Below are 20,823 nucleotides of genomic sequence, written 5' to 3'. Positions count from 1 at the left end.
CGGTGACCTTCTCGGTCACCGGGCCGCTCTGCTGTGCGCCGGCGGCCCCGCTGGTGGAGACTGTCCTCGGCGCGACCTCGGAGGTGCCCGTGCTGTTCACCCAGGACGCCCTGGCCAAGATCGCCGCCGGCGATGTCGACCTGGCGTTCCGGCGCTGGGTCAGGCCCGCCGTCCGGCCCGGCACCCAGCTGCGTACCGCCGTCGGCGTACTCGCCGTCGACGCCGTGGACGCCCTCGAGGAGAGTGCCGTCAGCGACCGGGACGCCCGCCGCGCCGGATACGCCGACCGCGCGAGCCTCCTCGCCGACCAGCGCCCCGGCGCCGACCGCACCCTCTACCGCGTCACCCTCCGCCACGTCGGCACCGACCCCCGCATCGGCCTGCGCGAGGACACGGACCTGTCCGCCGCCGACCTGGACGCCGTCGCCACCTCCCTCGCCCGCCTGGACGCCCGCAGCGGCCACGGCCCGTGGACCACCGCCACCCTCGAGATCGTCGCCGCGCACCCCGCCGTCCGCGCCGCCGACCTCGCCGCGCGCCTCGGCCGCGAGACGCTCCCCTTCAAGGCCGACGTGCGCAAGCTGAAGGACCGCGGCCTGACCGAGAGCCTCGACGTCGGCTACCGCCTCTCGCCGCGCGGCCGCCTCGTGCTCGACCACCTCCGAGCCGGGCGGGACTGACCCTGATAGGCCCCGAATCGCGCTGAAGGGCGCGGATTTGGCAAGGAACGGCAAGGAACGGCAAGGAACGGCAAGGAACGGCAAGGAACGGCACCGAAAAGGCGATTCGGCTCGATTCGTGTGTCCGTGAAGTCAACTTCGCCGTGACGACACGCGTCCGTGCTAAGGGCTGGACCGTTTTCAGCCCGGCTGCCAGGCCCTACGTCCCGCGGTCAGCGGTGTCGCGTGCTCCGCGGGCGAGGGCCCGGGGGCGCGGTCGCGCGGAGGAGGTTGACCATGATCGGGGTCGACGGGGACCGGCTCGCGGTGGTCGCTCTGGATGCCCGACGGGCACAGGACGTCCGGATCGCGGGGACGAAGGCGGCACATCTGGCACGGGCCGCGGGAGCGGGCCTGCCGGTGCTGCCCGGATTCGTGGTGGCGGCCGCGGCAGCGGACCCTGAAGCGCACCACGGCGAGAGTGAACTGCGGCGCGCCTGGGACGAGTTGAGCGACCAAGGTGCGCGGCCGCTCGTCGTGCGGTCGTCCTCCGCGCACGAGGACGGCGCCGAGTCGTCCCTGGCGGGCCTGTTCGAGACGGTCCTCGATGTGCACGGCTGGGACGCGTTCACCGACGCCGTGCGACGGGTGCTCCGCTCCGCGCACCGTGTCCCCGTACGGCAGGTGCCGGACCACGGGGACGACGGCGCCGCCCGCGCGGACATGGCCGTCCTGGTGCAGCCCATGGTGCGGGCCGTCGTCGGCGGGGTGATGTTCGGCGCGGACCCGCTCACGGGGCGGTACGACCGGGTGCTCGTCAGCGCCGTGCCCGGCGGCCCCGACCGGCTGGTCGACGGCAGCGCCGACGGCGTCCGCCACCACCTCACCCGCCACGCACGCCTGGTCCGCACCGAGCCCGCCGAGCCGCGCGGAAGCCGCCTCCTCGACCGCGGCAGGCTGCGCCGTCTGGTGCGCCTCGCACGCCTGGCCGAGCGGGAGTTCGGCGGCCCGCAGGACATCGAGTTCGGCTTCGACGCCGACGACCGGCTGTGGCTGTTCCAGACCCGCCCCATCACGGCGATGCCCACGGCCCCGCCCCGCGGCGCCCGCCTGCTCGGCCCCGGCCCGGTCGCCGAGACCTTCCCCGCAGTCGTACAGCCGCTGGAGGAGGACCTGTGGCTCGCCCCCATGTCGTACGGCCTGACGCTCGCCCTCGACCTCACCGGCTCCGCCCCGCGCGGGCAACTGCGCCGACTGCCCGTCGTCACCACGGTCGACGGGCGTGCGGCCGCCGACCTGCGCCTGCTCGGGGCGGCCCCGGCCCGCGGGCCCGGCAGCGCCTTCCTCGGCTTCCTCAACCCCGCCCCGGGCGCCCGCCGCGCCGCCGCGGCCTGGCGGACCGGGCGCCTGCGTGCCGCCCTGCCGATGCTCGCCGTCGACCTCATGGCCGACGTGGACCGGTACTTGAGCGAACTGCCGCCGCCCGAGGAGATGTTGAGCGGACGGCTGTTCGCCGCCGTGTCCTGGGGCCGTACGGTCCTGGCGTCGCTGCACGCCCAGGAGTCCCTCGCCGGAGCCCTGTTGGCGCACGATTCCGGTGCCACCGCTGTCGGTGAGGCCCTGGCGGTCCTGTCCGAGGCGCGCGCCGCCGAACCCGACGACGCGCGTCTTGTCGCCCGGCATCCCGTGCTCCTGTCCCTGCTGCCGCCCTCGCTCGGCCCGCGCCCGCCGCTGCCCGCGAGCACCGCGTGGGCCGGGGTGCCGCGCGGCACGGCGGCCCTGCCTGCCCGTGAGGGGCTGCGGTTGCGGGTGCGCTGGGTGCAGGAGATGCAGGCCGCCATGGTGCGCGAGACAGCCCGCCGCTTCACGGCCGCCGGGCTCATCGACGATCCGTCCCGCGTGGCCCTGCTGCGCTGGACCGAGCTGACGGCCGCGAGCGACGGTGCGGGCCTCCCCGCCGACCTGCCCGAACGCCTTCCCCGCCCGCACCGCCCCGCCCTGCCCGCCGCCTTCCGCCTCGCCGACGGGTGTCCGGTGCCCGAACCGGGGCGGGGCCGTGGCAAGCGCCCGGGCCAGGGCGCGGGCGGCGGCTTCGGCTCCGGCACCGCCTGGCACGGAACGGGCGCGCCGCCCCGGCACCCGGTCCTGGTCGTGCGCACCCTCGACCCGGTCCACGCACCGCTGCTGCCCGGACTCACCGGCCTGGTCGCCGAGACCGGCAGCGTCCTGTCCCACCTCGCCGTCCTCGCCCGCGAGTACCGGGTGCCCACGGCGGTGGGCGTCCCCGACGCCCTCGACCGCTTCCCGGAGGGGACGCGGCTCTCCGTGGACGGGGGGACGGGGGAGGTGGACGTGGTGCGGGTGACGGCCGTGGCGGATCCAGTGGATCCAGTGGCTTCCGTGGATCTCGGGGACACTGTGGACGCCGTGGGCGCCGACGCGAGCGGAACGGAGGCGCTCGGCGCGGGGCAGGGCGGTGCAGAGCCCGGCGCCAGGGAATCCGTCGGCAGGCAGTCCGTGGAGCGGGGTGGCGGGGCTTCCAGGGCCGGCGCGGGCTCCGTCGAGCGGGGTGGCGGGGCTTCCAGGGCCGGCGCGGGCTCCGTCGAGCGCGGTGGCGGCACCTCCAGGACCGGAGCGGGTTCCGTGGAGCGGGGTGGTGGCGCCTCCAGGGCCGGCGCGCGCTCCGTCGAGCGGGGCGGCGGTGCCACCAGGTCCGGAGCAGGGTCCGTCGAGCGCGGCAGCGGTGCCACCAGGTCCGGAGCAGGGTCCGTCGAGCGGGGCGGCGGTGCCTCCAGGACCGGCGCCGGACCCGGCGTGCCGCCGTGCTCCCGCGACGGCGGCGACGGTGGCGACGGCTGTGATGGTGACGTGCGGGGACCCGTCCCGCCCGACTGCCCCGACTACCGGGAGGGCCTGGCGTCATGAAGTACGTGAGCTATCTCCTCGGCGGCCTCACCGCCGCCGCGGCCGCCACCTACAGCGTCGTCTACCTCACCCGCTGGGAGTGGCAGCGCGCCCTGATCTGCGGCGTGCTGCTCCTGGTCGTCGAGGGGCTGCTCGTCTGCGCGCTGCTCCTGAGCCGCATCGGCCGCCTGGAGCGCAGGATCGCCGACACGGGGGAGCGCACCGAGGAGGTGTGGCGGCGGCTGCGGGACTCCGGACCGCAAGAGGGCACGCGGTTCCGCTGGCTGGAGCCGCCCGCGCCCGACGGCGCCCACCGCACGTACGTCTTCGTGCCCGTCCTGATGGCGGCCGGGGTGCTGCTGTCCGGTGTCGCCTGGGTCGTGCAGCGGATCTCGGCGGCCACCGCGAGGCCCGGCGCGGAGCGCAGGCTCGCCGGGCGCCTCACCGCACTGGCCGCGCCGCCGCACGAACTCCTGGGCCGGGCGCCGGAGTTGGAGGCCCGGCCCGCCGTGCCGCGCCCTCGTGTCGCGCGGACGCTCCTGCTGACCGTCGTGGTCGCGGCGTGCGGGCTGCTCCTCAGCCTCCTGGTGGACACGTTGTCCGACGCCACGCAGACCCGCCCGGGCAAGGCGGCGGGCTCGGCCGCGACCACCCTCGTGTACCGGGTCGAGGTGCGCGGCACCGACGACGAACGCGCCCGCGCCCTGGCCGCGCGTGAACTGTGGGAGTCGTGCCGCCGCTCGACCGCCGCCCTCAACGTGCGGGCCCCGCTGACCCGCCTCGACACGGACGTCTGGGCCGGAGTGATCCGCCCCGCCCTCTCCGACCACGACGTGATGCGCCTCAGCGGCTGCCTGACCGACGCGACGGCCCACCGCACCCGCGCACGGGTCCTGGGCGAGAGCCAGGTGGAACCGGCCCGTCGGGAGCGGTGAGAGGCCGGAGGGGCGGTGCCCTGTGAAGTTCACGTGAGGGTCAACTCCCGTGAGAGCAGGGCAAGTTGGAGAGGCGTTTGAGCCCGGTGGGGCGGTCGTACGCGGTCCCGGGACCCCTCGCGCGCGGGTAGCCTGAAAGGCGTCTGCGTTTCCTCCCCGTCCCGTGCTGGGGTGCGCCCGTCGCGTACCCCATCAGGTGGTGACCGCTTGTCTTCCGCGCCCTCTCCCCGGCCCTCCGCACCCGCTTCCTCTTCGCCGCCCCCGCCGCCGTCCGGGACTCTCTCGGCCCGCGCCGCAGCGCTGCTCGCCGCCGCGCGGGCCGCCGGGGCCAGAGTGCGCGACGGAGTCACGCCCCGCCGCCCCCTCGCCCGCCGGACGCTGAAGGCCGTCGGCCTGTGCGTCCTCGGCTACACCGTCTTCTGGCTCACCTCGGCCCTCGGCGTGCTCGCCGTGTCGGCGTGGGCGGGTGAACACGCTCCGGAAGACGGCGAGTTGGCGGGCATCCGGCACTTCCAGCAGGTCGACGACCGAGTGTGGCGCGGCTCCGCGCCCAGCGAGGCGGGCTACCGCGCGCTCGTCGCGCACGGCATCCACACCGTCGTGGACCTGCGCGCGGAGGACCTGGGCGCCGCGGCGCTCGCGCAGCCGAAGCGCGCAGGACTGCACGTCGTCCGCATGCCGATCCGGGACGGCCAGACCCCCGACGGCCGCCAGGTCGACCGGTTCCTGCGCGTCGTCGCGGACGCGCGCGGCCCGGTCTTCGTGCACTGCGGCGCGGGTGTCGGGCGCACCGGCTCGATGACCGCCGCCTACCTGGTCCGCACCGGGCAGGCGACGCCCCGTCAGGCGGCGCTGCGCACGGTCGCCGTGGGCCCGCCCTCGCTGGAGCAGATCTACTACGTGCTCAGCGCCGACCGGGACGCGAGCCGGCAGCCGCCGAGCGTGGTCTCGCTGGTCAGCCGGCTCGCCGACGCGCCCCGCAGGATCAAAGCGTCGCTTTGAGCCGCCACGCGCCGCCGCGGAACAGCTCCGCACCGCCGTCAGCCGCCAACTGCCCGCCGTCGGCCGCGCGTTCGCCGAGCCGCCGCTCGTCCTCGCGGACCCGCTTCTGCAGCAGCGTCGCCGCGAAGTGCCCGCCGACACCGCCGTCCCTCGACGGCTGCTCGCCGACGACCTCGAAGCCCGCGGCGGCGTAGTACGCCCGCAGCCGCGGGTTGTTGGCGCGGCAGTCGAGGCGGCACAGGCTGCGCCCCGCGGCGCGGACGCGGCGCTCGGCGTGCTCCAGCATGCGGCGGCCGGTGCCGGGCGGCGCGACCCGGCGGTCGGTCATCAGCCGGTGCACGTACCCGGCCGTGGGCGGCTGCGGGCCCCACGCCGCCGGGTCGTCCCACCACAGCTCCCAGGCGCCCGCGACCGGCCCGTCCGGGCCGAGCGTCGCGATCCAGATCTCGCTGTCCGCGAGCCGCGCCCTGAAGTGCTCCTCGCCCAGCTCGCCCGGCTTCCACTGCGCGATGCCCTGCGCGATCTGCCAGCGGGCCGCCTCGTCCCGCAGCCGTACGAGCACGGGGGCGTCGGACTCGTCGGCGCGCCGGAACGACAGCTCGCGCCCCGCCTCCGGTTCGAGCAGGTTGCGGCGCAGCGCGGCCACCAACTCCGCGTCGGCGCCGAGGAGTCGCTCGGCGTACGCGCGCACGGACCCGTACCGCTCGGACATCTCCACGAGGAAGAGGCGCATCACGTCGGCGGGCGCGCGCCCGAAGCCGAGCCAGGGCTGCTCGCCCCCCGGGTGCTCGGCGCGCCAGTCCGCGAGGAAGCGGTCCGTGGCGAGCTCGGTCCGGGCGTAGTCCTCGACGATGTCGGCCTCGGGCACGCCGAGCAGGGCGAGCAGGAGAGCGGCGAGCAGGCCGGTCCGGTCCTTGCCGGACACGCAGTGGAAGACCACCGGGCCCGAGCCGTCGTCGGCGAGCACTTCGAGGGCGCGGCGCAGCTCTTTCGCGCCGTCCTCGGCCATCGCCAGATAGCGCTCGCGGAGGTGGGGAATCAGCAGCGCGTCGGGGCCCGGCGACGGCTGGGAGTGGGGGCGGTGCTCGGTGTTCAGCTGGTGGTAGGTGAACGTGGGGTGCTCGGGCACCCGGCCCTTCGCCTCGATCTCCGACGGTTGGCGCAGATCGATGACGGTGCGGACACCCAGGGCGAGGAAGCGGTCCCAGTCGGCGCCCCGCAGCTTGCTCAGCGAGTCGGACCGGTACACCTGCTCCCAGCGCACCGCACGGCCGTCCTCAGTGACATGGCCGCCCAGGTCACGGAAGTTGTGCAGCCGTTCGAAAGGTATGTGTGTCTTCACAGTGCAGCAGCCTACGTCCGGAAAGGCCGCGCATGCCGCGATGAACGTCACCGCCAGCATCCGCGTTCGACTCTCGCCAAGAGGGCTGGACAAAGGGGGCACCGCGTGTTCGGCCGAGCGGCCCCGTGTCTTGTCACAGGACGCCGGGCGGCCGTGCGGGACCCACCCGGAAGATCGTCCTCCGGGTGGGTCCCGCCAGACCGGTCAGCGCCCGCCGACGCGGACCGGCTCCGCCACCTGCGGCACCTCGTCCAGGGCGATCCCGAAGTGCGTCCGGTACGCCGCGAGGATCTCCGCGTCGGTGGCCAGTTCGGTGACGTCCCGCTGCTCGCCTGTGGTGACGGTGAGCTTGTTGCCGCTGAGGGTGACCCGGCCCGTCTCCGTGACCAGCGTGCACACCGTGGACCGGGTGAAGTGGGACTTCGGGGACGTGCGGTGGTACCACGCCCCTGCCGTGAAGTCGGCCAGCTCGCGCGGGCGTCGGTCGAGGACGTACTGCGGCTTGCCGTCCTTGAGGACGTCGAGGTCGCCGGCGGGGGTCTCCACCACGCGGAACGTGCCGCCGGGGTCGTCCTGGTCCCCGCGCTCGGCGAGGTCGAGCGGGAGGTGGCTGTGGGTGCCGAAGCCGATGTCGGCGAGCCAGTCCCCGCCGTCGTCGGTGCGCACCCGCAGTGCCAGGTGGTCGTACGGGATGCCGGGGCGTCCTTCGTCCCCGTACACCCGGGCCTGGAGCAGCGTGACCTCGAAGCCGAGCGCGGTGAGCAGCGCCGCGAAGGCGCCGTTGAGTTCGTAGCAGAACCCGCCGCGGCGTTCGTCGACGACCTTCGCGACCAGGTCCTTCTCCGTCAGCTCCACCTCCTGGCCGAGGTGGATGGCGAGGTTCTCGAAGGGGACGCTGCGCAGATGGGCGAGGTGCAGCGTGCGCAGGGCCGACGAGGTCGCGGCTGCGGGGCGGTCGGCGCCGATGCGGCGCAGATAGGCGGCTGTCCGGGCGGTATCCATGGGGCAAGTCTCGCCGTGGCCCGCCGGTGCGGCCACCGACCGCGGGTGGGGCGGGCCCCCGTCCCGGGACCTAGGTCCAAGGTGCCGCCGATCCCCATGGCCCGCGCCGCCGCCCGGTGGGTATAGTCGGTCCACGCCGCGCGGTGCCGAACCCGCGCGTGCCCCACAGAAGGAGGTGACCCGATGCGCGAGCACTCAGCCGACCGCACCACAGCCCGGGCCCTCCTGACCGCCGTACGCGTCTGAACCGTACGGACACCGCGCAGGAGCGCCCCGCCTGGCCCGCACCGGCCCAGGCATCGCATGTCATCGCATCGAAGCACTCCTGAGCGAAGGAACCCATGACTGTCACGCCTTTCCGGATCGCCGTGCCCGACGACGTCCTCAGCGACCTGCGCGCACGACTGACCCGCACCCGCTTCACCACCGCGTCCGACGCCACCTCCTGGGCGGCGGGCACCGACCCGGCGTACCTGCGCGACCTCGTCGCGTACTGGGCCGACGGCTTCGACTGGCGCGCCGCCGAGGCCGCCCTCAACGCGTTCCCGCACCAGGTCGCCGAAGTCGCCGGGTCCCCGCTGCACTTCATCCATCTGCGCGCCCGGCGGCCCGAGGGCGCTCCCGCGCCGCTGCCCCTCGTGCTCAGCCACGGCTGGCCGAGCAGCTTCGTGGAGATGCTGGACGTCGCCCGGCGTCTCGCCGACCCCGCCGCCCACGGCGGCGACCCCGCCGACGCCTTCGACGTGGTCGTGCCGTCCCTGCCCGGATTCCTCTACTCCGGCCTGCCGCAGGGCCCGTTCACCCGCCGGGGAGTCGCCGAGACCTGGCACTCCCTCATGACCGGGACCCTCGGCTACGACCGCTACGGGGCGTTCGGCGGCGACATCGGCGGTGGCGTCACCCAGTGGCTCGGCGCGCTGTACCCGGAGCACGTCGCCGGAGTGCACATCACGTCCGCCGTGGTGAGCGCGGACTTCGAGAAGGAGCCGCCGACGCCCGCGGAGCAGACGTACCTGGACGCGCTCGCCGCGTACGACATCGGGGACCAGGGCTACAGCGAGATCATGTGCACCCGGCCCGACACGGTCGCCGCCGCGCTCATGGACTCGCCCGCCGGGCTGCTCGCGTGGATCGTCGACAAGTACCGCGACTGGAGCGACTGCGACGGAGACGTCGCGCGCCGCTGGGACCGGGACACCCTCCTCACCGTCGCCACGCTCTACTGGGCCACCGGCAGCATCGGCTCGTCCTTCCGGCAGTACTACGACTACCACCTGAACAAGCGGGTGCCGCGCGTCACCGTGCCCGCCGCCGTCACCCTCAGCAACGAACCGGCGTTCAGGGACTACCCGAAGAGCCTCGCCGAGCGCGTCTTCGCCGACCTGCGCCACTGGAACACGCCGGAGCGCGGCGGGCACTTCATGGCGCACGAGGAGCCCGACCAGGTCGCCGCCGAACTGCGGGCGTTCTTCGGTCCGTTGAGGCAGACCGACTAGGGCTCGTCCGGCGGCCGCGCTCCCGGGCCCCGGAAGGGGCCCGGGAGCGCGAGGGCCGATATAGGATGTACGTTCCGTTTCCTGCTGCTTCCTGGCAGCCTGTGACCCATCCCGGAGCGTCATCAGTGAGCGTAGCCATCGTCGTGCCCGAAGCCGCCGTACCGGCCGACCACCGGCAAGCGGACCCGGTCGGCACTCGGGAACTCGTGGAGCGCGACGCCCGCGACTTCGGCGCCTACGCCCGCACCGGTGGCTGGACCTTCGGCCTGAAGGTGGCCCGCAGCGTGCGGCCCGGCGGGCAGCCCGCCGAGGGCACGCCGAAGGTCTCCGCGAAGGAGTTCGCCGAGCTCGCCGGGTGCTCCGCCGACCGCGTCATGCGCTACTACAAGGCCTGGGACAAGGCCGCCGACGACGGCCTCGTGCCGCACTTCGAGGCGCTGACGCCCGGCGGCGACGTCGAACTCCCCGACGCCGACGTCTGGCTGACCTACTACGTGCCGCGCTCCAGCGCCACCTCCGCGCGCGGCACCGCGATCACCGCCGCCGCCGAGGCGGAGGGCATCCGTCCGACCAAGGCCCTGGAGGTCGCCGAGAACCCCACCGCGCTGCGCGCCGCGATCCTCGCCGACCCCTCCACCGCCCAGGCCGCCCGGCACGCGCTGCTCGATCGCCTCAAGGAGGACCCGGCCCTCCAGACCGAGCTGGCCCGCGACATCGCCCGCACCGACGAGCTGAAGAAGGCCGTCGCGGGCGAGACCAGGGCCGCGGACCGCATCGAGTACGTGCGCAAGGTCGCCGAGGAGGGCCAGATCCGCACGCCCGCCGGGCAGACCCTGGACGCCCCCGCCGCGCTGCGCGCCGAGGCCGAGCGGCACCTGTCCCTCATCGACGATCTTGACGACTCCGAAGAGGCGGGCGAGTGGGCCGCGGAGGCGTACGGCACGGTGAAGAACCTCGTCGCCGAGACCGTCGAGGCCGACCCCGAACTGCGCGTGCAGGAGCGGCGCACGAAGTTCTACAGCAGCCTGCAGAAGGCCACCAAGGTCTTCGAGGAGCTGACCCTCGACGACGCCGTCGACTTCGACGACATCTACGAGGACGACATGGTCCAGCGCCTCGAGGAGCTCCAGCAGGCCATCAACACCTGCATCACCGCGCTGCGGAAGGCCTCCGAGACGCGCTGACCACGGCGCCCGGGGCGCGGTCAGGGCAGGATCGAGTCGACGTATCCGCCGTCCACCCGGACCGCGCCGCCCGTGGTCGCCGAGGCGAGCGGCGAACTGAGATAGACCACCATGTTCGCGATCTCCTCGGGCTCGATGAGCCGCTGGATCAGGGACTGGGGCCGGTGCAGGCGCATGAACTCGCGCTGCGCCTCGTCCCATTCGAGGCTCCGGTCGACCAGCTCGTACACGAAGTCCTCCACGCCGCCGGTGTGCGTGGGTCCCGCGATGACGGAGTTGACGGTCACGCCGGTGCCCGCGGCCTCCTTGGCGAAGCCACGGGAGACCGAAAGGAGCGCGGTCTTGGACATGCCGTAGTGGATCATCTCGGCGGGGACGACGACGGCCGAGTCACTGGCGATGTTCTGGATCCGGCCCCAGCCGCGCTCCTTCATCCCCGGCAGGTACGCACGCGTGGTCCGCACCGCGGCCAGCACGTTCACCTCGAAGTACCGGCGCCACTCGGCGTCGGAGATGTCCAGGGCGGGCACGGCCCCGAAGATGCCCAGGTTGTTGACGAGGATGTCCGTCCGCGGCAGCGCGGTGAGCACCTGTTCCAGGCCGTCGTCGGTGGTGATGTCGCCCGGGGCCGCCACCAGGTCCGCTTCCGGGTCCGTGGCACGCAGCCGCTCCAGGGCCGATTCGACGGAGTCCTTCGTCCGTCCGTTCACCGAGACGCGTGCTCCGGCGCGGGCGAGGCCCGCAGCGATCGCGGCTCCGATTCCCTGGGTCGAGCCCGTGACCAGGGCCGACTTTCCGACGAGGTCGATCAACACGGGGTGCACCTTCTCTTTCGTCGTGGTGTCGAGCGCTTTCCTTGCCGTGGGTCATCCTCCCGCAGCGGCGCGCCGCGCACCCTGCGCATGCGAACGGGTGCGCCGTTCGGCGCCGCGGCCCCTGCCGCCGCGGGAGGTCTGTGAAACGATCAACCACATGGTGTCTGTGAGCGATCTCCTGCCCGTCGAGGCGATCCGCCTGGATGTGGCGGCCGAGGACTGGCGTGCCGCGATCGGTGCCGCGGGCGAGCTGTTGGTGGCGACGGGCAGCAGCACGGACGCGTACACGGCGGAGATGATCAGGACCGTGGTCGACAGCGGCCCCTACATCGTCGTCGCCCCCGGCTTCGCGTTCGCGCACGCGCGGCCCTCGCCCGCGGTGCTGCGGACGGGCATGGCGTGGGTGCGGCTCGCTCGGCCGGTGGAGTTCGGGCACGAGACGAACGACCCCGTCGGCCTCGTCGTCGCCCTCGCAGCCGAGGACGCCTCCGCGCACACCGAGGCGATGGCGTCCCTGGCCCGGCTGCTCGCGGACCCGGAGACGACGGAGGCCCTGCGGGTGGCGCCGACCCCGGGGGCGGTGCGGGCGATCCTCGCGGGGGAGTCGGGGGAGTCGGGGGAGTCGGGGGAGTCGGGGGAGCCCGGGGCTGCCTCGGAGGCCGGAGCCGGAGCCGCCGCCTCCGCGCCCGTGGCCGCAGCCGCCGCCGGGCCCGCCGTGCACAAGATCCTCACCGTCTGCGGCAACGGCCTCGGCACCAGCCTCTTCCTGAAGAACACCCTGGAGCAGGTCCTGGACCGCTGGGGCTGGAGCCGGTACGTCACCGTCGAGGCCACCGACACCATCTCCGCCAAGGGCAAGGCGTCCGAGGCCGTCGCCATCCTCACCTCCCGGGAGATCGCCAAGACCCTCGGCGACGTGGGCGTCCCCGTGCGGGTCGTCGACGACTTCACCTCGACCACCGAGGCCGATCGGGTCCTGCGGGACACCTACGACGTCTAGAAAGAGGGGGAGCGCTGTGGACTGGCTGGTCTCCGTAGCGAAGTTCCTGGTCAACGAAATCCTCAGCCAGCCCGCGTACTTGATCGGGCTGATCACCGCAGCGGGCCTGATCGCCCTGCGCAAGTCGGCGGGCCAGGTGCTCGGCGGGGCGATCAAGGCGACCCTCGGCTTCCTCCTGATCGGCGCGGGCGCCGGGCTCGTCGTGGCCGCGCTCGCCCCGCTCGGCGAGATGATCCAGGGCTCGACGGGCGCGCACGGCGTGATCCCGACGAACGAGGCCATCGTCGGCATCGCCCAGGCCGAGTACGGTTCGCGGGTCGCCTGGCTGATGATCCTCGGCTTCGCCGTCAGTCTGGTCCTCGCCCGCTTCACACCGCTGCGCTACGTCTTCCTGACGGGCCATCACATGCTGTTCATGGCCACGCTGTTGACGATGGTGCTCGCGACCGCGGGGCAGCGCTCCTGGGTCGTGGTCGTCGTCGGCGGCGTGCTGCTCGGCATCATGCTGGTCGCGATGCCCGCCTTCGCGCACCCCTGGACGAAGCGCGTCACCGGCAACAACACCGTCGCGATCGGGCACTTCGGGACCGCGGGGTACGTCGTCGCCGGTGCGACCGGGCAGGTCGTCGGGCGCCGCAGCCGGTCCACGGAGGACATGAAGCTGCCGGAGGGCCTGCGCTTCCTGCGTGACTCCATGGTGGCGACGGCCCTGTCCATGGTCCTCATCTACCTGATCATGTCGCTCGTCTTCCTCGCGAAGGTCGGCAAGGAGAGCGCGTTCAAGGCGTTCGCCGTCGACGGCGGCCCCGCCGCGCCCGACGTCGGCGCGTACATCATGCAATCGGTCATGCAGGGCCTGCAGTTCGGCATCGCCGTCGCCGTCATCCTCTTCGGCGTGCGGACGATCCTCGGCGAGCTGGTGCCCGCCTTCCAGGGGATCGCCAACCGCGTCGTGCCCGGCGCGGTGCCGTCCCTGGACGCGCCGATCGTCTTCCCGTACGCGCAGAACGCCGTTCTCATCGGCTTCATCTCCAGCTTCGTCGGCGGTCTGATCAGCCTCGGCCTGCTCGCCTGGATCTTCGAGCCCGCCTTCGGCCTCGCGCTCGTACTGCCCGGTCTCGTGCCGCACTTCTTCACGGGCGGCGCGGCCGGGGTCTACGGCAACGCGACGGGCGGGCGGCGCGGCGCGGTCGTCGGCGCGTTCCTGAACGGTGTGCTCATCACCTTCCTGCCCGCGCTGCTCCTGAATGTCCTGGGCGCCTTCGGCAAGGAGAACACCACGTTCGGCGACGCGGACTTCGGCTGGTTCGGCTCGCTGGTGGGCAACGCGGCCAAGGCGGGGACGGTGGTCGGCGCGGTCCTGATGCTGGTGATCGGCGCGGTGGTCCTGGCGGGCGCCGTCGTCATGCAGAAGCGGGTGGTGGAGACCGGCTGGGACCCCGGGGCCCGGCGCGACGCGCTCCTCGGCCAGGCGCCCGCCACGAGCACCGGGGGCGACGGCGGGGCGGACGCCGGGGCGGGCCCGACGGCGACGTACGCGAAGATCGCCCCGCCGCCGGGCGCGCCCAAGCCTCCGCCGCCGCCCGGGCAGGACGGCTGAGGACCGCCGGGGAGGGCCGGCCTGCCCGGGGGAGGCCCGCCTCGGGGGAGGCAGCCCGGGACGGGCCCGCTCGGGGGCAGGTCGGCCGGAGGCCCACCCGCTCCGGGAAAGCCCTCGCAAGAAGGACCGCTCAGCCCTGCCCCGGCACCACGAACAGCGCCCACGTGGCCACCGGCGCGATGAGCGCCATCGACATGCCCCACTTCATCAGTGCGCTGAACACCTGCGGGCGTTGCTCCTCCGGGGCGTTGGCGGTGACCAGCGCGCCGCTCGTGGACAGCGGTGAGGAGTCGACGACCGACGAGGACACGGCGAGGGCGATGATGAGTCCGACCGCCCCGACCTGACCGTCCATCAGGAATGGTACGGCGAGCGGGATCAGGGCGCCGAGGATGCCGGTGGTGGAGGCGAACGCGGAGACCACGGCCCCGATGAGACAGATCAACAGGGCGCCGATGAGCGGCGAGTCGATCTTCGCGACGCTGTCGCCGAGCCAGTTGATCGTGCCCATGCGCTCCATCACGCCGACGAACGTGACGACACCGCAGACGAGCAGCACGGTCGACCAGGCGCAGCGGTCGACGGCACCCTTCGCCGCGTCGGCGTCGACGAGGGTGAGCACGACGACCACCGTGAAGGCCATCAGGCCGACGTTGTAGTCGAGGAACAGGGCGCCCGCGACCATGCCGAGCAGCCCGATCAGGGTCAGGGCGCGCGACCGGTCGAGCCGGGGGCCGACGTCGGTGGTCGCGGGTGCGAACGCCACCGTAGTGGTGCCGCCGGGTGCGGGCGCGGTGCCCGCCGGAGCCACGGGCACACTGCCGCCGCCCCCGGCGCTCTCCGTCGCGAGGGCGCCCCCGGTCCCCGCAGCCCCGCCGCCCCCGTCCTCCGCCCGCCGTCCGAGCAGGCTCCGCCCGCCGAACAGGAAGTACGCGACGACGCTGAGCGCGACGTTGAACAGGAACGACATCAGGAAGAGCAGCCCGGGGTTGCCCGGCAGGTCGTTGCGCTCGACCACGCCGTTGGTGATGCTCCCGAAGACGCTGGCGGGCGAGAAGCCGCCCGCGCTCGCGCCGTTGATGACCAGGAGGCCCATCAGGAGCGGGCTGATTCCGTAGCGGACGCAGAAGCTCATGCCGATGGGCGCGATGACGCCGACGGCCGCGGGCACGACCGCGCCGACGGCCGTGAGGGCGGCGGTGATCAGGAACATGACCCAGGGGATGAGCGCGATGCGCCCCCTGACGGCGCGCGTCGCCGCGTGCACGAGCCATTCGATGGTGCCGTTGTTCTTCGCTATGGCGAACAGGAAGGTGACGCCGACGAGTACGACGAAGAGGTCGCCGGGGAAGCCGCCGAAGACGTCGTCCGCGTTCTCGCCGGCGACGGACGAGCCGACGGCGAACGCGGCGACGAGGGCGAGCGCCCCCATGTGGACGGAGGTGAAGGTGGAGATGGTGAAGATCAGTACCAGTGCGCCGATCGCGATGAGATGGTCTGCCATGTGACACGTCCTCGCCTTCGGACGGCGGTCACAGTTGCGCGGGCTTGAGTCGATGCGCGGGCTGTGTCCGACTGTGGGCATGCGGGAGGGACCCGTGGCGGCGTCCGGGGGCAGAGGGGCACAGAACGGCCGCGCCCCTGCCATGGCGGGCAGTCTCAGGAGCCCGGACTGTCCGCAGGGTGGACTTGGAGTTCCGCCATGCGGAACTCCAATGCGACGTTGGCGAGTATGTGACGGCGGTCACGCCCCGTCAAGGGGGTGCGGACACATCCGGGTTGTGGGGTGATCGGCGCCCGGTTCAGCCGGCGCGAGCCGCGTCCGGGGTCTGGTAGCCGAGTGCGGCGCTGATGCTCCGGGCCGCCGTGCGCACGTGTTCGCCCAGCTCGACGAGCCGGTCGCGGTCGCAGCGGCTGCTCGGCATGTTGATGCTGACGCTGGCCACCGGAGAGCCGTCGGGGCCGAGCACGGCGGCGGCGACCGCGGACACGTCCTCGCGCCATTCGCCCTGGTTGAGGGCGTAGCCGCAGGCGCGGACCGCCTCCAGGTCGGCGCGCAGGGCGGCCGGGTCGTCGATCGTGGTGTCCGTGAACCGCGTCAGGCCCTGGGCGAGGTAGCGCTCGACGGCCTCGGGGCAACGGGCCGCCAGGATCGCCTTGCCGTTGGCGGACGCGTGGCCGGAAAGGTGCTGGCCCAGCGGCAGTACGATCCGCACCGGCTGGGTCGTCTCCAGGCGCTCCACGAGCACGACCCGCTCGCCCTCCGCGACGGCCAGGTGCACGGTCTCGTCCACCGCGCGCCGCAGCTCCTCCATCACCGGCACGGCGACGTCCCGCAGGTCCAGCTCGCCGGTGGCCTGCCGCCCGATGAGCAGGGCTTTCGTGGTGAGCGTCCAGCGCGTGGGGGTGCCGCCGGTCTGCTTGATCCAGCCCGCCGTGTGCAGGGTGCCGAGCGCCCGCTGGACGGTGCTCTTGGGCAGCTCCATGGCGCGGGCCAGGTCCCCCACGCCCACGGGCTGACGCATCGCCAGCTCCTCCAGCACGCGCAAGGTGTTCAGGACGTTCTGCACCGTTGACCCCCTCCGGATCGGAACTCTATGCTGCGTCGTGCCGCACCACGATACGCTGTGCCGCCTCACGGCACAAGCGCTGAGGGGAGATCCGCGCAATGACTGTCAGGACCGGACGCCACTTTCTCCAGATACCCGGACCGACGAACGTCCCCGACCGGGTACTTCGTGCCATGTCCGCCCCCACCGTCGACCACCGGGGGCCCGAGTTCGCGGGCCTCGCCCGTCGCGTGCTCGAAGCCCTGAAGCCGGTCTTCGGCACCGCGGGCCCGGTCGTCGTCTACCCGTCGTCGGGCACCGGCGCCTGGGAGGCCGCCCTGGTCAACACGCTCAGCCCGGGTGACCGGGTGCTGTGCTTCGAGACCGGGCACTTCGCCACGCTCTGGCGCGACATGGCCGAGTCCCTCGGCCTGGAGGTGGAGTTCGTCCCCGGCGACTGGCGCCACGGCGCCTCGCCCGAGGCCGCCGCCCAGCGCCTGGACGCCGACATCTCCCACGACATCAAGGCCGTCTGCGTCGTCCACAACGAGACGTCCACCGGCGTCACCAGCCGCGTCCCGGAGATCCGCGCGGCCCTCGACGCCGCAGGGCACCCCGCCCTGCTCCTGGTCGACACGGTCTCCTCGCTCGGCTCCATCGAGTACCGGCACGACGACTGGGGCGTCGACGTGACCGTCACCGGTTCCCAGAAGGGGCTGATGCTGCCGCCAGGGCTCGGCTTCAACGCCGTCAGCGACAAGGCGCTCACGGCCGCCCGCGCCTCCCGGCTGCCCAAGTCCTACTGGGAGTGGGGGCCGATCATCGACGCGAACGAGGCCGGGTTCTTCCCCTCCACCCCGGCCACCAACCTCCTGTACGGCCTCGACGAGGCCCTCCTGATGCTCGCCGAGGAAGGCCTCGAACAGGTCTGGGCCCGGCACGCCCGGCACGCCGCCGCCACCCGCGCCGCCGTGCGCGGCTGGGGCCTGGAGGTGCTGTGCGCCGACGAGCGCGAGCACTCCGGCTCGCTCACCGCCGTGCTGCTCTCCGACGGCCAGGACGCCGACGCCGTACGGAAGATCGTCCTGGAGCGGTTCGACATGTCGCTCGGCACCGGCCTCGGCCGGCTCGCGGGCAAGGTCTTCCGCATCGGCCACCTCGGCCACTTCAACGACCTCACCCTCGCCGGGACCCTGGCCGGCGTGCAGATGGGCCTCGAACTCGCCGGGATCCCCGTCGGCCGCGACGGTATCGCGGCGGCGCTCGACCACCTCCGCGTCGACTGACGGCACGTCACCGACTCGTACACCTGGAGCGCGCCGCCCCGCGCACGACCCGACGTCCCTTGCCCCGTACGCCCCTTCACCACCAGGAGCGTGTCGTATGACCACAAGCACCGAGTCCACAGAGTCCGAGCGGGACGCGCTCGGCGGCGACCTCGCGCGGCGGCTGCGCGCCGACCTCGACGGCGAGGTCGGCTTCGACGACTACAGCCGCCATCTCTTCGCCCGCGACGCCAGCATGTACGCCATCACCCCCCTCGGGGTCGTCTTCCCCAAGCACGCCGAGGACGTGCAGGCGGTCGTCGCGATCGCGGCCGAGTTCGGCGTGTCCGTCGTGCCGCGCGGCGCGGGCACCAGCCTCGCCGGGCAGACCACGGGCCCCGGCATCGTCCTCGACCTGTCCCGTCACATGCGCCGCATCATCGCCCTCGAACCGGACGGCCGTACCGCCCTGGTCGAAACGGGTGTCGTCCAGGACCAGTTGAACCGTGCCGCCGCCCCGCACGGCCTGATGTTCGGCCCCGACACCTCCACCAGCAACCGCGCCACCATCGGCGGCATGATCGGCAACAACTCGGCGGGCAGCGGCTCCCTGCGGTACGGCATGACCATCGACCACGTCCGCGCCCTCGACGTGGTCCTCGCCGACGCGAGCACCGCCCACCTCGCGCCCCTCACCGCGACCGAACACGCCGACCGGGCCCGCGGCACGGGCCTGGACGCCCGCATCCACCGCGAACTGCCCGCCCTCGTCGCCGCGCACACCGACGCCATCGCCGCCGGATTCCCCCAGCACTGGCGGCGCGCGGGCGGCTACCGCCTGGACCGGCTCGCCCGTGAGGACACCCCCTTCGACCTGGCGAAGTTCGTCGTCGGCTCGGAGGGCACGCTCGCCATCAGCACCCGCGCCCTGGTCGACCTGGTGCCGAAACCGATGCACACCGTGTTCGCCGTCGGCCACTTCACCTCTGTCGCCGGGGCGATCGAGGCCACCCAGGACGCCCTCGCCTGCGACCCCGCGGCCGTCGAGCTGATGGACCGCACCATCCTCGACCTGTCCCGCCAGAAGATCGAGTACGCCTCCCTGGCCACCGTCCTCGAAGGCGACCCGGACGCCCTGCTCTTTGTGTCATTCACCGGCGATGACGAACGTGAACTCATGGCGAGCGTGCAGCGGTTGACGAAGCTGTGGCAGAAGCACGGCCACGGCTACCACACCCTCGCGGCGGTCACCCCCGCCGACCAGACCGCTCTGCTCAAGGTCCGCAAGTCCAGTCTTGGCCTGCTGATGGCGGCGAGCGAGGGCACCCGCAGGCCGCTGGCGTTCATCGAGGACACCGCCGTCGACCCCGTCCATCTGTCCGCGTACACCGCCCGGTTGAAGAAGGTCCTCGACCGGCACGGCCTCTCCGCGGGCTTCTACGGCCACTGCTCGGTGGGCTGTCTGCACATCCGCCCGTTCCTCGACGTGACCGATCCCGCGCAGCGGCAGACCATGCGCGAGGTCGCCGAGGAGATCAAGGACCTGGTCACCGAGTACGGCGGCGTCAACTCCAGCGAGCACGGCGACGGGCTTGCCCGCAGCGAGTTCAACCGGGAGCTGTTCGGCGACGAGCTGTACGAGGCGATGCGGCGCGTGAAGGGCCTCTTCGACCCGGAGAACCGGCTGAACCCCGGCAAGATCGTCGACGCGCCCGCGATGACCGACCATCTGCGTGACGCGGCGCTGCCGCCCGCGCCCGGACTGCGCACCCGGCTCGACTTCGAGGTCGCGGGCGGCATGCGGGCCGCGGCCGACCGCTGCATGAACATCGGCCTGTGCCGCAAGAGCGACGTCGGCACGATGTGCCCCTCCTACATGGCCACCCGCAACGAGGAGGACTCCACCCGCGGCCGCGCGGGCGCCCTCGTCAAGGCCCTGTCCGCCCCCGACCCGCACAAGGCCCTCGGCGACGAACGCCTGCACGAGGTCCTCGACCTGTGCCTGATGTGCAAGGCCTGCAAGAGCGAGTGCCCCCTCGGCGTCGACATGGCGTCCCTGAAGGCGGAGGCCCTCGCCCACCACCACGACGAGCACGGCACCCCGCTGCGCTCCCGGATCTTCGGCGCCATCCGCCTCCTGAACCGCCTCGGCTCGGCCACCGCCCCCGTGTCCAACCTGCCCGGCCGCATCCCCCTGCTGCGCCGGCTGCTCCACCGCACGGTCGGGATCACCCCGCACCGGCCGCTGCCCCGCTACACCCGGCAGAACCTCGTGCGCTGGTTCGCCCGCCGCCCGGCGGCCGTCGCCGCCGCGCCCCGGGGCCCGGTCGTCATGCTCGCCGACTCCTTCACCACGTTCACCGAACCGGAGATCGGCCGGGCCGCCGTGGAACTCCTCGAACGCGCGGGCTGGGACGTGCGGTTGGAGAGCGGCGGCTGCTGCGGGCGCGCCGCCCTGTCCAAGGGTCTTCTCGACGAGGCGAGCGACAAGGCCTTCCAGCTCGTCCACCGGCTCACGGAGACCACACCCGCCGAGGCCCCCATCACCGGATGCGAGCCCTCCTGCCTGATGACGCTGCGCGACGAGCACAAGGCCCTGCTGCCGCTCGACTCGGCCCGCGAGGCCGTCACGGGCCGCGTCCGCCAGCTGGAGGAACTGCTCACCGAAGCCATCGACGACGGCGGCCTCACCCTGCGCGAGGACTCCTGGCTCAGCGGCCGCACCCTGCTCTACCACGGCCACTGCCACCAGAAGGCCGAGGTCGGCACCGCCGCGACCGTCGCCATGCTGCGCCGCATCCCCGGCGTCGAGGTCACCGAGATCGACGCGGGCTGCTGCGGCATGGCCGGTTCCTTCGGCTTCGAGTCCGAGCACTACGACGTGTCGATGACCGTGGGGGAGGACCGGCTGTTCCCCGCGGTGCGGGCCGCGTCCGAGGACACCGTGGTGGTCGCCACCGGGGCCTCGTGCCGTCAGCAGATCTTCCACGGCACCGAACGGAACGCGTGGCATCCGGTGCAGTTGGTGCGGGAGGCGCTGGCGGCCGACGGGGGCTGACGCCGGGCGGCC

General features: G+C 73.3%; 15 protein-coding genes. 10 read left to right on the top strand and 5 right to left on the bottom strand.

Annotated features, from left to right (window positions below):
• The first annotated feature begins 2 nt into the window (after positions 1–2).
• The 4 genes from OO63_RS05705 (at position 3) to OO63_RS05690 (ending at position 5,500) form a co-directional block, all read left to right on the top strand.
• Positions 3–680 (top strand): hypothetical protein, encoded by a 678-nt coding sequence (locus OO63_RS05705; RefSeq protein ID WP_234311145.1) that lies wholly within the window; start codon positions 3–5, stop codon positions 678–680.
• A gap of 276 nt (positions 681–956) precedes the next feature.
• Positions 957–3,584: a PEP/pyruvate-binding domain-containing protein gene (locus tag OO63_RS05700; RefSeq protein WP_051810575.1), complete on the top strand. Its 2,628-nt coding sequence runs from the start codon at positions 957–959 to the stop codon at positions 3,582–3,584.
• The gene (locus OO63_RS05695) at positions 3,581–4,498 is read left to right on the top strand and encodes a hypothetical protein (protein WP_030358215.1); all 918 of its coding nucleotides are present in this window, start codon (positions 3,581–3,583) and stop codon (positions 4,496–4,498) included. Before OO63_RS05700 ends, OO63_RS05695 begins: the two co-directional genes overlap by 4 nt.
• 333 nt (positions 4,499–4,831) lie before the next feature.
• Positions 4,832–5,500, top strand: coding sequence for a fused DSP-PTPase phosphatase/NAD kinase-like protein (locus tag OO63_RS05690; RefSeq protein WP_030358214.1), 669 nt, complete (start codon positions 4,832–4,834; stop codon positions 5,498–5,500).
• On the opposite strand, the gene OO63_RS05685 is transcribed toward OO63_RS05690, so the two are convergent.
• Both OO63_RS05685 and OO63_RS05680 read right to left on the bottom strand, forming a co-directional pair.
• Positions 5,484–6,842 (bottom strand): GNAT family N-acetyltransferase, encoded by a 1,359-nt coding sequence (locus OO63_RS05685; RefSeq protein WP_106983326.1) that lies wholly within the window; start codon positions 6,840–6,842, stop codon positions 5,484–5,486. The two genes, OO63_RS05690 and OO63_RS05685, sit on opposite strands and share 17 nt — an antisense overlap.
• A 204-nt stretch (positions 6,843–7,046) precedes the next feature.
• Positions 7,047–7,844 carry an arylamine N-acetyltransferase family protein gene (locus tag OO63_RS05680; protein WP_033263830.1) on the bottom strand — a complete coding sequence of 266 codons (798 nt, stop codon included), beginning with the start codon at positions 7,842–7,844 and terminating at the stop codon, positions 7,047–7,049.
• A 341-nt stretch (positions 7,845–8,185) separates the two neighbouring features.
• Between OO63_RS05680 and OO63_RS05675 the strand changes: the two genes are divergently transcribed.
• Positions 8,186–9,340 (top strand): epoxide hydrolase family protein, encoded by a 1,155-nt coding sequence (locus OO63_RS05675; protein WP_030358211.1) that lies wholly within the window; start codon positions 8,186–8,188, stop codon positions 9,338–9,340.
• A gap of 65 nt (positions 9,341–9,405) precedes the next feature.
• Positions 9,406–10,524 (top strand): hypothetical protein, encoded by a 1,119-nt coding sequence (locus OO63_RS05670; RefSeq protein ID WP_397622155.1) that lies wholly within the window; start codon positions 9,406–9,408, stop codon positions 10,522–10,524.
• A 20-nt stretch (positions 10,525–10,544) separates the two neighbouring features.
• Here the strand turns inward: OO63_RS05670 and OO63_RS05665 are convergent, their stop codons facing one another.
• Positions 10,545–11,339 carry an SDR family NAD(P)-dependent oxidoreductase gene (locus OO63_RS05665; RefSeq protein WP_030358209.1) on the bottom strand — a complete coding sequence of 265 codons (795 nt, stop codon included), beginning with the start codon at positions 11,337–11,339 and terminating at the stop codon, positions 10,545–10,547.
• Positions 11,340–11,496: 157 nt separating this feature from the next.
• Between OO63_RS05665 and OO63_RS05660 the strand changes: the two genes are divergently transcribed.
• Both OO63_RS05660 and ulaA read left to right on the top strand, forming a co-directional pair.
• Positions 11,497–12,339, top strand: coding sequence for a PTS sugar transporter subunit IIAB (locus OO63_RS05660; protein ID WP_030358208.1), 843 nt, complete (start codon positions 11,497–11,499; stop codon positions 12,337–12,339).
• A 16-nt stretch (positions 12,340–12,355) separates the two neighbouring features.
• Positions 12,356–13,939 carry a PTS ascorbate transporter subunit IIC gene (gene ulaA / locus OO63_RS05655; RefSeq protein WP_030358207.1) on the top strand — a complete coding sequence of 528 codons (1,584 nt, stop codon included), beginning with the start codon at positions 12,356–12,358 and terminating at the stop codon, positions 13,937–13,939.
• A gap of 130 nt (positions 13,940–14,069) precedes the next feature.
• Here ulaA and OO63_RS05650 read toward each other — a convergent pair whose 3' ends face one another.
• Both OO63_RS05650 and OO63_RS05645 read right to left on the bottom strand, forming a co-directional pair.
• Entirely contained in the window at positions 14,070–15,443 is a 1,374-nt protein-coding gene (locus tag OO63_RS05650; RefSeq protein WP_030358206.1) for an SLC13 family permease, read from the bottom strand.
• Positions 15,444–15,741: 298 nt separating this feature from the next.
• The gene (locus OO63_RS05645; RefSeq protein ID WP_033263829.1) at positions 15,742–16,509 is read right to left on the bottom strand and encodes an IclR family transcriptional regulator; all 768 of its coding nucleotides are present in this window, start codon (positions 16,507–16,509) and stop codon (positions 15,742–15,744) included.
• A gap of 98 nt (positions 16,510–16,607) precedes the next feature.
• On the opposite strand from OO63_RS05645, the gene OO63_RS05640 reads away from it, so the two are divergent.
• Together OO63_RS05640 and OO63_RS05635 are read left to right on the top strand one after the other, a co-directional pair.
• Entirely contained in the window at positions 16,608–17,774 is a 1,167-nt protein-coding gene (locus tag OO63_RS05640; RefSeq protein ID WP_030358204.1) for a pyridoxal-phosphate-dependent aminotransferase family protein, read from the top strand.
• Positions 17,775–17,871: 97 nt separating this feature from the next.
• Positions 17,872–20,811, top strand: a complete 2,940-nt coding sequence (locus OO63_RS05635) for an FAD-binding and (Fe-S)-binding domain-containing protein (RefSeq protein WP_030358203.1) — start codon at positions 17,872–17,874, stop codon at positions 20,809–20,811.
• Positions 20,812–20,823: the final 12 nt, after the last annotated feature.

Origin of the sequence: Streptomyces alboflavus (genome assembly GCF_000716675.1) — a bacterium.
Lineage (GTDB): Bacteria > Actinomycetota > Actinomycetes > Streptomycetales > Streptomycetaceae > Streptomyces > Streptomyces alboflavus.
Note: the sequence above shows the minus strand (reverse complement) of the source record. Positions and strands in the feature narration are given on the sequence as shown.

Excerpts from the sequence above, each read along its gene's own strand:
- OO63_RS05700 (WP_051810575.1), top strand. The coding sequence starts at position 957 with ATGATCGGGGTCGACGGGGACCGGCTCGCGGTGGTCGCTCTGGATGCC.
- OO63_RS05695 (WP_030358215.1), top strand. The coding sequence starts at position 3,581 with ATGAAGTACGTGAGCTATCTCCTCGGCGGCCTCACCGCCGCCGCGGCC.
- OO63_RS05680 (WP_033263830.1), bottom strand. The coding sequence starts at position 7,844 with ATGGATACCGCCCGGACAGCCGCCTATCTGCGCCGCATCGGCGCCGAC.
- OO63_RS05675 (WP_030358211.1), top strand. The coding sequence starts at position 8,186 with ATGACTGTCACGCCTTTCCGGATCGCCGTGCCCGACGACGTCCTCAGC.
- OO63_RS05670 (WP_397622155.1), top strand. The coding sequence starts at position 9,406 with ATGTACGTTCCGTTTCCTGCTGCTTCCTGGCAGCCTGTGACCCATCCC.
- OO63_RS05660 (WP_030358208.1), top strand. The coding sequence starts at position 11,497 with ATGGTGTCTGTGAGCGATCTCCTGCCCGTCGAGGCGATCCGCCTGGAT.
- OO63_RS05650 (WP_030358206.1), bottom strand. The coding sequence starts at position 15,443 with ATGGCAGACCATCTCATCGCGATCGGCGCACTGGTACTGATCTTCACC.
- OO63_RS05640 (WP_030358204.1), top strand. The coding sequence starts at position 16,608 with ATGACTGTCAGGACCGGACGCCACTTTCTCCAGATACCCGGACCGACG.
- OO63_RS05635 (WP_030358203.1), top strand. The coding sequence starts at position 17,872 with ATGACCACAAGCACCGAGTCCACAGAGTCCGAGCGGGACGCGCTCGGC.